General features: G+C 73.4%; 8 protein-coding genes and 2 pseudogenes. 3 read left to right on the top strand and 7 right to left on the bottom strand.

The window, feature by feature from the left end:
* Positions 1 to 750 (bottom strand): annotated as a pseudogene (locus E1283_RS22455) (hypothetical protein); the annotation flags it as partial.
* A 110-nt stretch (positions 751 to 860) separates the two neighbouring features.
* On the opposite strand from E1283_RS22455, the gene E1283_RS22460 reads away from it, so the two are divergent.
* Entirely contained in the window at positions 861 to 1,286 is a 426-nt protein-coding gene (locus tag E1283_RS22460) for a hypothetical protein (RefSeq protein ID WP_132819934.1), read from the top strand.
* A gap of 32 nt (positions 1,287 to 1,318) precedes the next feature.
* Entirely contained in the window at positions 1,319 to 2,173 is an 855-nt protein-coding gene (locus E1283_RS22465) for a DUF3592 domain-containing protein (protein ID WP_132819927.1), read from the top strand.
* 22 nt (positions 2,174 to 2,195) lie between these two features.
* Here the strand turns inward: E1283_RS22465 and E1283_RS22470 are convergent, their stop codons facing one another.
* From E1283_RS22470 to E1283_RS22480, 3 genes and pseudogenes are all read right to left on the bottom strand, one after another.
* Entirely contained in the window at positions 2,196 to 3,440 is a 1,245-nt protein-coding gene (locus tag E1283_RS22470; RefSeq protein ID WP_132819928.1) for an RtcB family protein, read from the bottom strand.
* Between the two features lie 59 nt (positions 3,441 to 3,499).
* A pseudogene (locus E1283_RS22475) lies at positions 3,500 to 4,084 on the bottom strand (response regulator); the annotation flags it as partial.
* Between the two features lie 17 nt (positions 4,085 to 4,101).
* Positions 4,102 to 5,325, bottom strand: coding sequence for a sensor histidine kinase (locus tag E1283_RS22480; RefSeq protein WP_132819929.1), 1,224 nt, complete (start codon positions 5,323 to 5,325; stop codon positions 4,102 to 4,104).
* A gap of 111 nt (positions 5,326 to 5,436) precedes the next feature.
* Between E1283_RS22480 and E1283_RS22485 the strand changes: the two genes are divergently transcribed.
* The gene (locus E1283_RS22485) at positions 5,437 to 6,954 is read left to right on the top strand and encodes a serine hydrolase domain-containing protein (protein ID WP_243745018.1); all 1,518 of its coding nucleotides are present in this window, start codon (positions 5,437 to 5,439) and stop codon (positions 6,952 to 6,954) included.
* Here E1283_RS22485 and E1283_RS22490 read toward each other — a convergent pair.
* From E1283_RS22490 to E1283_RS22500, 3 genes are all read right to left on the bottom strand, one after another.
* Positions 6,888 to 7,913, bottom strand: coding sequence for an alpha/beta hydrolase (locus E1283_RS22490; RefSeq protein WP_132819931.1), 1,026 nt, complete (start codon positions 7,911 to 7,913; stop codon positions 6,888 to 6,890). The two genes, E1283_RS22485 and E1283_RS22490, sit on opposite strands and share 67 nt — an antisense overlap.
* Before the next feature lie 120 nt (positions 7,914 to 8,033).
* Positions 8,034 to 8,588, bottom strand: a complete 555-nt coding sequence (locus E1283_RS22495; protein WP_132819932.1) for a dihydrofolate reductase family protein — start codon at positions 8,586 to 8,588, stop codon at positions 8,034 to 8,036.
* Between the two features lie 155 nt (positions 8,589 to 8,743).
* Positions 8,744 to 10,795, bottom strand: coding sequence for a glycoside hydrolase family 48 protein (locus E1283_RS22500; RefSeq protein WP_132819933.1), 2,052 nt, complete (start codon positions 10,793 to 10,795; stop codon positions 8,744 to 8,746).
* Positions 10,796 to 11,127: the final 332 nt, after the last annotated feature.

Raw genomic sequence — 11,127 nt, forward strand, 5'->3', positions numbered from 1 at the left:
GGCGGTGAGCCCGAGGTGGGTGGGCAGGTCCGCGCGCGCCCAGACGTCGCCGGCGCCCGCCCACACCGCCCGGCCGAGGAGGCTGCCGTGGCCGCGCTCGACCATGGCCGGGTAGGACGGCGTGTTCCCGGGCCCGCCGGGGGTGCCGCAGGCGTCCAGGGCCTCGGTGGCAAGGGCGACCGCGGCGGCCGTGTCGGCGGCGGGGTCCTGCCGGCGGGCGTCCCACGCGGCGGCCAACGCGGCGTCGAGGCGGGCGCGTCGGCCGGCGTCCGCCAGGTGGTCCCGCAGCGCGCCCACGGTGCGTCCGTCGGCCGCGTCCGCGATGTCGCCGACGACCTCTCTGGCGACGGCGGCCGCCCCGGCCGCCGGCTCCCCGTGTTCGGTGGCCAGCTCGAAGCAGCGTTGGAAGTACAGGTCCTGAGGGTTGCCCGCCACCACGCCCAGTGCCCGGCGGGTCTTCTTGAGGAGGGTGAACCACCCGGCGGTGGCGACGAGTCGGGGGCGGGACTCGCGGATCAGCGCGTCGAGGCGCGCGGCCTCCGGGGGTTCGAGGAAGTCCGCCGCGAGCTCGGGCCGCAGGGCCGGCCTGACGATCAGCGGCAGCACGATCAGCTTGACGGTGCGGGTCAACGGCGCGCCACCCGGGCCGCTCAGCGGTTCGGCCCCGGGGCCGAGGGCACGCCAGGCGCCGTCGATGACCATCGCGCGCGGACGGCGTTCACCGGTCGGCAGCGGGCTCGGGGGCGGCATGGCGCCAGGTTACGTCGTCGGGAGGCGCGGCAGAACCTGGGATCGGTAGGCGGCCGGCGGCGCCTAGCGTCCCTCTCGTGAGCAGGACGACATCGGAGGGGAGAAGCGTGATGGGGATCTTCGGAAGGCGGCGGAGGAGCCGCGAGGAGCAGGCCGCCGAGATAGCCGACCAGGTGGTCAACGGCCGAGGCTTCTACGGCCGCACCACCCGCGCGTTCATGGGTCGGGAGGACTTCGCCAGGGTCCAGCAGTCGATGGGGGCCTACCAGTCGGGGCTGACCGCCCAGCAGTTGCTCGCGACGGGGGCGCCGACCACGCCCGCCGTGGTGGTGTCGATCGACGACACCGGCAAGCTGGTCAACTTCGACCCGGTCGTCGACCTGGTCGTCCAGCCCTCGGCCGGCGGCGACCGGATCGCCCTCAGGACCCTGGTGTCGAAGCTGCGGATCCCGCGCGCCGGCGACCAGGTACTGCTGGTCGCCGACCCGGCCCGGCCCGGCGGCTACCTGTACGCCGGGGACGGCGTGACGCCGTGACGCCGTGACGCCGTGGTGACAAGGGAGTTCGGATGGACTTTCACGAGGCGCTGGGCTTCTGGTGGGTGGTGCCGGCCGGGCTCGCGCTCGTCGGCTACGCACTCTCGCTCCTCGGGTTGAGCCGGGCCCAGCGGGCCGTGTGGGTGCGGGCGCGGATCGTGCGGGTGGACCAACCGGCCCACTGGGAGTCCAAGCATCCGGGGATACCGGTGGTGGTCGCCTTCCAGGACCCGGCCTCCGGGCGGGAGTTCACCCTGTCGAACGCGGGCAAGCACGGCAGCGCGATCCACGAGGCGTGGGTGGGCCGCGAGGTGGAGGCGCGCTACCCGCGTGGCCGGCCGGACAGGTTCCGCGTCGTGCTGGACACCGACGGGGAGAAGAGCGGGCGGAGCGGCCCGAACTGCCTGGTCTGGCTGCTGCTGGTGGGCCTCGTGGTCCACGCGGCCGTCGTCGGGGGGTGGCCGTGGGCGCTGCTCGGCTCCGGTGGCCTGCTGACCGTGCTCGCGGCGTGCAGCCCCGACATCCGCCTGGCGCGGGAGCGGGCGGCCCGGTTGGCCGCGTCCGTCGCCGTCCCGGCCCGGGTCGTCGCCGTCACCAGGGACGTCTACCGCGACGGAGAGGGCAGCGAGATCATCAACCACGCTCCCGTCGTCACCTTCACCACCGTCGAGGGCACCCACGTCACCGTCCTCTCCCTCGACGGCATCCCCCAGCCGAGTCGGTCCCTCGGCCGCGAACTGACCGTCCACTACGTCCCCGGCAACCCGGCCGTCTACACGACCGACCTCGCCGCCGACCGGCGGGAGGGCAGGAAGGCGGTCGCCTTCATCGTCGTCCTGCTGCTGGCCGGGCTGGCCGGGCTGGTGAGCGGCGCGGCCCTGCTGTGAACGGGCCGCGGCCCAGGGGGTGTCAGCCCTTGACGACGCCCAGCGGCACGAGGCGGGCCACCCGGCGGCAGAGGCCGGCGCCCTCGGCGGTGGCGACCACGGCGTCGACGTCCTTGTAGGCGCCAGGCGCCTCCTCGGCCAGGCCGCGGGCCGTGGTGCCGCGCACCGCGATGCCCCGGCCCTCCAACTCCCGCCGCAGCCGGCCGCCGTCGACCTCGCGGGCGGCCTGGTGCCGGCTCTCGACCCGGCCGGCGCCGTGGCAGGTGGAGTGCCAGGCGTCGCCGTCGGGGACCCCGGCGAGCAGGTAGGAGGCCGTGCCCATGGTGCCGGGGATCAGCACCGGCTGGCCGGTGTCGGCGAGATCGGGCGGCAGCTCGGGATGGCCGGGCGGCAGGGCGCGGGTGGCGCCCTTGCGGTGCACGCAGAGCCGGCGGTCGACGCCGTCGACCCGGTGGGTCTCGATCTTGGCCAGGTTGTGGGAGATGTCGTAGACGAGGTCGAGGTGGTGGCCGACGGTTCCGGCGAACGCGGCGCGGCTGGATTCGGTGAGCAACTGCCGGTTGGCGCGGGCGTAGTTGGCGGCGGCTGCCATGGCGGCCAGATAGCCGCGGCCCTCGGACGAGTCGACGGGCACGCAGGCCAGTTGCCGGTCGGGCACCTCGATGCCGTGCTGCCGCATGGCCCGGCCCATGGTGCGCACCTGGTCGGTGCAGACCTGGTGGCCGAGGCCGCGGGAGCCGCAGTGGATCATCACGCAGACCTGGCCGGCCACCAGGCCCATGGCGCGGGCCGCCGCCTCGTCGTGGACGGTCTCGACCTCCTGGACCTCCAGGAAGTGGTTGCCCGAGCCCAGGCTGCCGAGTTGGCCGAGGCCGCGCTCCCTGGCCCGGTCGCCGACCCGGCCGGCCGTCGGGTCCGCGTCGGTCAACACCCCGCCGTCCTCGCAGCGTTCCAGGTCCCGGGGGACGCCGTGGCCGCGGTCGACGGCGTAGCCGGCGCCCTCGCGCAGCACCCGGTCGAGGTCGCGGCGGCCGAGGTGCCAGACGGCGCCGCGTCCCGCGCCGCGCGGGGTGCGGCGGCCGAGGGCGTCGAGCAGGGCGGCGAGGTGGGGGGCGATCTCGGCCCGGTCGCAGTCGGCGGCCAGCAGCCGGACCCCGCAGGAGATGTCGAAGCCGACGCCGCCGGGCGAGACCACTCCCCCGGTCGCGATGTCGGTGGCGGCCACCCCGCCGATGGGGAAGCCGTAGCCCCAGTGGACGTCGGGCATGGCGTAGGAGGCGCCGACGATGCCGGGCAGCGTGGCCACGTCGGCCGGGCCGCGGTGAGCCCGGAGAGCGCAAGATCGAGCTTCTGCAGGATGCTCCGCACGTGCTTGTGCACCGCGGCCTCGGTCACGTGCAGCGCCCGGGCGATCGCCGCGTTGGAACGCCCCTCGGCCATCAGCGCCAACACCTCGCGTTCCCTCGGGGTGAGCCCGCGCAGCGGGTCGTGGCGGCGGTGCAGGAGTTGCCTGACGACCTCCGGATCCATCACCGTGGCGCCCCGCGCCACCCGGGCGACGGCGTCGGCGAACTCCGCGACGGCACTGACCCGGTCCTTCAGCAGGTAGCCGAGGCCGCTTTCCCCGCCCAGGTCGAGCAGGTGGGCGGCGTAGGACTGCTCGATGTACTGGCTGAGCAGCAGGATCGGCAGGTCGGGGCGCTCGGCGCGGAGCGTGCGGGCGGCGCGCAGCCCGTCGTCGCCGTGGTCGGGTGGCATGCGGACGTCGGTGACCACGATGTCGGGGCGGAGCGTGCCGGCCGCCGCGAGCAGCGCGTCGGCGTCGCCGACGGCGGCGACGACCCGGTGGCCGAAGCGGGTGAGGACGCCGACCAGCCCGTCCCGCAGCAGGGGCGAGTCCTCGGCGAGCACGATGTCGAGCGGTTCGTTCACCGGCACGGGATCTCCACGTGGAGCAGGGTGGGACCGCCGGCCGGGCTGGATATGCGGAGGCGGCCGTCGGCCGCGGCGACGCGGTCGGCGAGGCCGACCAGGCCGCTGCCGCCGGCGGGGTCGGCGCCGCCGGCGCCGTCGTCGGTGACCGTGAGGACCAGGATGTCGGCGTGCAGCCGGGCGTGCACCGCGGCGTGGTCGGCGCGGCTGTGCTTGGTGACGTTGGCCAGCGCCTCGGCGACGACGAAGTAGGCGGTGCTCTCGACGGCGGTGGCGAGCCGGTGCGGAAGCTCGATGTCGAGGGCGACCCGAGGGGTGGCGGACCGTGCGGTGAGGTTGTCGACGGCGGCGGCGAGGCCGTGGTCGGTCAGGGCCTTGGGGTGGACGCCGCGGCTGAGCTCGCGCAGCTCGGTGACGGCCTGGGTGACCTCGCCCTGGGCCTCGGCCAGCCGCTTGCCGACGGGCGACGCGGGCTCCGCGTCGAGCAACGCCATGCCCAGCATCACGTTGACGGAGACCAGCCGCTGCTGCGCCCCGTCGTGCAGGTCGCGCTCGATGCGGCGGCGCTCGGCGTCGAACGCGTCGACGATACGGGCCCGGGAGGCTCGCACCTCCCGCAGCTCCCGGCCGAGTTCGCCGTCGCGCGGGGCGAGGATCAGCCGGGTCAGCGCGGCCCGGGCTCCGGCCCAGGCGGTGATCGTGTAGGGCGCGGCGGGCAGCAGCGCGAGCCCGACCACGGTCCCCGGCCAGGCGCCGGGGTCGCCGATCGGCGACAGCGCGAGCAGCACGGGGACGACGAGCGCGAAGCCGAGGACGAGCACGTCCATCCACCAGAGCGCGGTCAGCGAGACGGCAGTGAAGCCCAGCTCCCGCCAGGTCGCCGGCTCGCGGAGCCGGGTCTCGACCCAGGCGCGCACGCCGGCGCGCTGGGGCTGCCGGTGTGGGTCGGGCGCCGGGTCGAGGTCGACGAGCCGGAGCCGCCAACGCTCGATCCGGGCCACGAGGACACCGGAGAGCGCGACGCCGAGCAGCGGCACCACGCCCACCAGCACGAGCAGCCCGGCCACCCCGGCCAGGGCCGTGACCAGCAGGACCACGGAGGTCAGCGCCCCGAAGACGGCGCCGGAGAGCAGATAGCCGAAGGCCCGCCAGGGCCAGGGTGAGGCGAGGAAGCCGAGCGGGCGCTGGGCGAGCGCCTGCCAGGCCGTGCGGTGGTGCATACCGGCCACGCTACGAGATCGCACGGGCCGGCGCGGTAGTGCGGGCACTACTCCACATTCTCGTGCTGGTGTGACTGCGCCCGGGGTGGTGCGGCGGCTGCAATGGCAGTCATGTTGATTCGTACCTTCCACCGGCTGACCTGCGGGGCGGCGGCCGTCCTGGCGCTCTGGTCGTCGGCGCCGGCACTGGCCGCGACCCCGGCCGAGCGGGCCACGCTGAGCCCGGCCGCCGTCGACCGCTATCTCGACGCGTACCTGGCCGAGACCGGCCTGCCGGGCGCCGTGGTCGCGGTGACCAGGGGCGACGAGGTGGTGCACGTCGCCGGCTACGGCCGCACGGCGGGCGGTGCCGAGATCACCGCGCGGACGCCGGTGCCGGTGGCGTCGCTCTCCAAGTCGATGACGGCGATGGCGGTGCTGCGGCTGGTCGAGGCGGGCGAGGTCGAGCTCGACGAGCCGGTGCGGCGCTATCTGCCCGAGTTCACCATGGCGGACCCGCGGGCCGGCGAGATCACCGTGCGGCAGCTGCTCAACCAGACGTCGGGCATGGCCGACTCGGCCTACCCCGACCTCACCCGCCCGCAGCCCGACACCCTGGAGGAGGCGGTCGCGGCGATGCGCGGGGCGCGGCTGGCCGCCGACCCCGGCACGGCCTGGAGCTATCACAACCCCCACTACTTCGTGCTGGCCCGGCTGGTCGAGGTGGTCAGCGGCCGGTCCTTCGCCGGGTATCTGGCGGACGAGGTGTTCGGGCCGCTCGGCATGGCCGACACCACGTCGGTCGACACGACCGACGCCATGCCCGAACGAGCCCGGGGGTACGTCCGGGCCTACGGGATGGTCTTCGAGCGCGCCCACCCCCGCTGGTTCACGGCCGGGAGCTTCGGCGTGGTCTCCACCGGGGAGGACCTGGCCCGCTGGCTGATCGCCCAGCGGGACGGCGGGGGCGTCGTCTCGCCGGCTGGCGTGGTGCTCGCCCACACCCCTCCGGAGGGCGAGCACTACGCGATGGGCTGGCGGACCAGCCTCCCGGGCGAGGAGCCCGGGCGGATCGAACACACCGGTCAGCTGCTGACCCAGAACGCGATGCAGACCCTGCTGCCGGACAGCGGCGTCGGGATCGCGGTGGTGGCCAACACCGGGATGATCGCCGGGGACGACGCCCAGCTGATCGCCGACGGCCTGGTCCGGTTGGCCCAGGGGGAAACCCCCACCGTCCAGCGGCCGTTCTCGATGACCGCCGATCCGGTGCTCGCCGTCCTCACCCTGCTGGCGATCGGCCTGGCGGTGCTCGGCGTGGTCAGGTCACGACGCTGGGCACGGCGCGCCGCGGGCCGTGCCTGGTGGCGGACGACACTGCGGCTGCTGCCGTACGCCCTGCCGATCGTGCTGTTCGTCGAGCTGACCGACCTGATGGGCCTGGCACTGCACCGGCAGGGCACGCTCTCGCAACTCGGCTACGCCTGGCCGGCGTTGCTCATCTGGGTGGTGGGCACGGCGGTGGCCGTGGCGGCGGTGCTCGCGGCGCGCGGGGTGGCCCTGATACGCGTCGGGCGGACATCTCAACCCGCCCCGTGGAGCGCGTCGAGCAGCATCGGGAGCGAGGCGTGCAGCTCCCGGTCCCAGTAGGCGGGGGCGTGGGTGCCGGCGTAGAAGTGGGTCGCCGGCTCGGCGCCCTCGGCCCGCAGCAGGTCGGCCAGGGTGTGGTTCTCCGCCAGCAGCACCGTCTCGGTGGGCGAGTAGACGTCGTCGGGGAAGGGGTCGGCCGGGTCCTCGAGTCCCGGGATCTCCTCGTCCGGAGCGGTGTCCGGCGGGTCGAGCTCGCCGAGCCGCCCGTCGCCGCAGGCCAGGTAGAGGGGCAGGTCGGCCAGGAGTCGGGCGTGGTGGGCGGGGTCGTGCGCCCGCCACACCTCGCCCTGCCGCTCCGGATCGCCCCACAGCGCCAGCCAGTCGAGGCCGAGGTACGTCATCCCGGCGCGCACCGCGTGCGGGTGCTGGTGCGGGTGGACGAAGCCGCTGTAGCTGGCCGCCGCGCGGAACAGCCCCGGGTGGCGGGCGGCGTAGGACAGCGCGCCGAACCCGCCCTGTGAGAGGCCGCCGGCCACCCGCCGGTCGCCCGCGCCGTACCGGCTCTCCACCAGCGGCACCACCTCGCGCAGGTGGTAGGACTCGACGCGGGGCGGTCCGCCCGCGCCGTGGTTCCACCAGTCGGTGAAGAAGCCGAACAGCGGCATGTCCGGCATCACCACCAGCACGTCGCGCAGTTCGGGGACGGTCTTGAGCCCGAAGTCCACCGTCCACGTCAGGTGGTCGCCGTCGCCGCCGGGCAGCAGGTAGAGCGTCGGCCAGCGGTGCCCGGGCCGGCGCCGCTCCCAGCCGACCGGGGTCAACAGCCGCACCCTGGCCGGCCCGCCGAGCGACGGTGAGTCGAAGGAGAGGTCGACGAGCCGCTCACCGACCGGCACCTCCCGCACCGTCCGCGGCCGCCCCCGGGCCACGGCGGGCGGAGCCACGCCGGTGGCGAGCGCGGCGCCGCCGAGCAGCGCGGCGAGACAGGTCCTTCGGGTCGGGGTGTGGCGGCGGGGCATGGTGCTCCTCCTCGGGCTCGCGGTCGTCGGATGCGCGACCGCCAGTCTCCGACCGGGGCGCCGGCCGGGCATCCGCCACCGGGAGACGCCGGCTACTCCCCCGGCGGTAGCCGGCGCGGGTCACTCGTCGCGGCGGAAGTGGCAGAAGAGGCCGTCGCCGACCTCCCGCTGTCCGACCAACCGCAGCCTGACCGGGCGCGGGGTGGGCAGGAACGGCTTGCCGCCGCCGAGGACCACCGGCTTGACGTAGAGGCGGTAGTCGTCGACGAGGTCGACCAGCGAGGCGGCGAGGCCGGCGCCACCGAGGTCGAGGACCCCCTCGGTCTCGGCCTTCAGCCGGGTGACCTCGGCCACGGCGTCCCTGCCGCGGACCAGCCGGACACCCTCGGGGACGGTGTCGAGGGTGTCGGAGAACACGATGCGCGGCGTGTCCACATAGGCGCGGGCGAAGTCGGCCTCGATCTCGGGCAGGTCGTCGCGGCGGGCGGCCGCCGTCCAGGGCTCCTCCATCACCTCGTACATCCGGCGACCGAAGAGGAACGCGGCGGCCTGCCGCGCCTGCTCGTTCGCCATCCGGTGCATCTCCTCGTCGGGCACGGCGAAGTCGAAGTCCCCGTTCACGTCCTCGACGTAGCCGTCGAGCGACATGATCGCGGAGTAGCTGAGCGTTGCCATGGCGGCGGCCTTCCCGCAGTCGGTGCTGTCCCGTTCCGAGGAGGGACCCGGCCGCCTGCCGAAACTCATCGCCCCGCCGGGAAACGGACCGAGGGCCCCGGTCGGGATCGACCGGGGCCCTCGGTGGGGAAGGGGTGTCGCGTGCCGCCTCGGGTCTACGCGTCGCCGAAGAGCGAGGTGTAGGTGGAGAGGGCGATGGCGATGTCGGCCTGTGCCCAGAAGCGGTGGTAGGTGAAGGTGGGTGCGGGGCCGCCGTTGAGGTAGGCCTCGACCTGGGGCCAGTCGGGGTCGTCCTGGTAGAAGGTGCGGATGGAGTCGAAGGTGGCGCCCGGCTCGATGGTGTCCCCGTTGGGCATCGTGCCGCTCCACCCGTTGGGGATGTAGATCTCGTCGTCGAACCGGTTGTAGTCCCGCCGGGTCTCCGGCACGGCCACCCCGAGGTCGTCGGAGTTGGCCATCAGGGCGTCCAGCAGCCCCGCTGCCGTCTCCTGGGCGGCGGTGTCGCCGCTGGCGGCGGCGTAGTAGGAGAGTGCGTTGGCGAGGGAGCCGGTGACGCCGACGTCCTGGGTGTATTCGGTGACCTGGACGTGGAGGTTGTTGTTGGCGCCGGGGTTGCTGGCGTTCCAGGTGTCGGGGGCGCCGGACCAGGCGAGGGTGGAGGGGATCTGGTAGTCGCCTCCCGAACCGATGGTGACGTTGTCGAGGACCCAGTCGACCCACTTGTCGAGGACCTGGCCGGCGAGTTGGTCGTCGGACTCGTAGTAGTACTCGGCCAGGCGTTGCATGGACCAGGCCTGCATGCCGAACCACTGGTTGGAGGGCGGGTCGTGGTAGACCGGCTTCTCGTCGTAGTACATGCCGTAGAACGTGGGGGTGCCGGACGGCGGGGTGCCGTAGTGGCCCTCCCAACTGTTCGTCGCCCCACCCGCGATCGCGCCCTCAGAAGACTGCAACCACCGGTAGAACTCCACCTGACGATCCAGGCTCGCCCCCCAGTCGGAGGCGGCGGTCGGCGAGTTGGGGATCAGGGCCGGGTCCTCGCTGAGCGCGTAGGCGGCCATCGGGTTCTGGTAGCCGAAGTGGGCGGAGCTGGAGCCGATGCGCCAGGACCAGCCGGCGGAGGTGTCCAGCGCGCCGCCCCAGGCGTAGTACCAGCCGAGCAGCCGGTGCGAACTGTTCCTCCCACTGCCCGCCGGGCATGACGAGGCGCCGACACAGTTGCCGATCTGCTTGAAGTACTTGTCGTAGGTGGAGTACCGCAGGTAGTCACCCATCCGCGAGGCCCGGTCGACGACGTCGGCCACCTGGGCCGCGTTGCCCTGTTCCCCCGCCCACTGGTTGGCCCAGTAGGCGGCCTGGACGGCGCGGGCGTCGGCGTCGGGGGCGTTGGTGTAACGCCACTGACGGGAGTAGGAGTTGTCCCCGGTGAACAGGTCGAGGTAGCCGTTGGGCCCGCCGTAGGAGAAGTCCTCGCACGAGGGCTGGGGCACGGTCTCCCAGGTGGACTCCTGCGGACCGCGCTGGAAGGTGTTGATGAAGGTCGGGTCGCCCGAGTTCCCGCCGCACACGTCGCCATAGCCGTAGACGTCGTCCACGTCCTGGATCCAGTGCATCCCATAGATGTCACTCGTCCCGTAGGCGGACCGCAACTCCGCCGCCAACGGGTCCGAACCCACCGAGATGTTGGGATCCAACCGAGCCGGATAGTCCGCCGGGTTGGTCGACTCCGGCGCGTACGTCGCCGGCGACGACGCGTTGTAGAAACTGGTCGTCGGCTGCTCACCGGAGTCCGGGATCATGAACTCTTCCATCAGATCCCAGGCGTCGTTGAACGGGCCCCAGTCTCCGGTCACCTGACCGTACTGGGCCTCCAGCCAGATCAGGTAGGAGTAGGCCTCGGACGTGGTCTCGTGACCGTGGTCCGGCGCCTCCACCAGCAGCGTCTCCACCGAGTGGTAAGGAATCCCCTCGTCGGAGAAGTACCCGTTCGCCGGATCCTTGATCTTGGCGTACAGGTCGAGGAAGTCCTCCTCGAACTGGAGCAGCTGGGGCTCGTCCGCGCTGGCGCTGCCGCCCGCGGCCGTCAGGCCGAGGGGCATGGACAGGGCGAGGATCCCGGTCAACCACAGTCGCTGCCGGGTCCTTCGGGTTCGCGTTCTGACTCTGGTGGTGGGGGTGGTGATCGCTGATCCACGTCGGATCCGCATCGCGCCTCCTCGCGGCTCGTGGGGGGTGAGGAGCTGCGCGCACGCCGTGGGGTGGCGTACACACGGAAAGTGTCCTCAGAGGACGCCAGTGGGAGCGCTCCCAAGAATGTGAGCAATGATTGCGAGCGTCAACCCCCTTGACGAATCTGCTCGTTCCGGGGCAGGTCAGCGGTCAATTCTCGAACGCCCCCTTGGCGGAAGCGGGTCGAATGGCCTACGGTCCCTTCAACCAGTGGGAGCGGTCCCAAGCTGTCGGGCGCCTAGGACGGCGCGCCGGACGAAGCGGAGTCGCTCCAGATGCACCCCCACATCCCCCACACCTGTCTCTTATA

This window comes from Streptomyces hainanensis (assembly GCF_004348415.1).
In the GTDB taxonomy this organism is placed as follows: Bacteria; Actinomycetota; Actinomycetes; order Streptomycetales; family Streptomycetaceae; genus Streptomyces; species Streptomyces hainanensis.

What these genes read in the sequence shown, in the direction of transcription:
- E1283_RS22460 (WP_132819934.1), top strand. Translation starts at nt 861, where the DNA reads ATGGGGATCTTCGGAAGGCGGCGGAGGAGCCGCGAGGAGCAGGCCGCC.
- E1283_RS22465 (WP_132819927.1), top strand. Translation starts at nt 1,319, where the DNA reads ATGGACTTTCACGAGGCGCTGGGCTTCTGGTGGGTGGTGCCGGCCGGG.
- E1283_RS22470 (WP_132819928.1), bottom strand. Translation starts at nt 3,440, where the DNA reads ATGCCCGACGTCCACTGGGGCTACGGCTTCCCCATCGGCGGGGTGGCC.
- E1283_RS22480 (WP_132819929.1), bottom strand. Translation starts at nt 5,325, where the DNA reads ATGCACCACCGCACGGCCTGGCAGGCGCTCGCCCAGCGCCCGCTCGGC.
- E1283_RS22485 (WP_243745018.1), top strand. Translation starts at nt 5,437, where the DNA reads ATGTTGATTCGTACCTTCCACCGGCTGACCTGCGGGGCGGCGGCCGTC.
- E1283_RS22490 (WP_132819931.1), bottom strand. Translation starts at nt 7,913, where the DNA reads ATGCCCCGCCGCCACACCCCGACCCGAAGGACCTGTCTCGCCGCGCTG.
- E1283_RS22495 (WP_132819932.1), bottom strand. Translation starts at nt 8,588, where the DNA reads ATGGCAACGCTCAGCTACTCCGCGATCATGTCGCTCGACGGCTACGTC.
- E1283_RS22500 (WP_132819933.1), bottom strand. Translation starts at nt 10,795, where the DNA reads ATGCGGATCCGACGTGGATCAGCGATCACCACCCCCACCACCAGAGTC.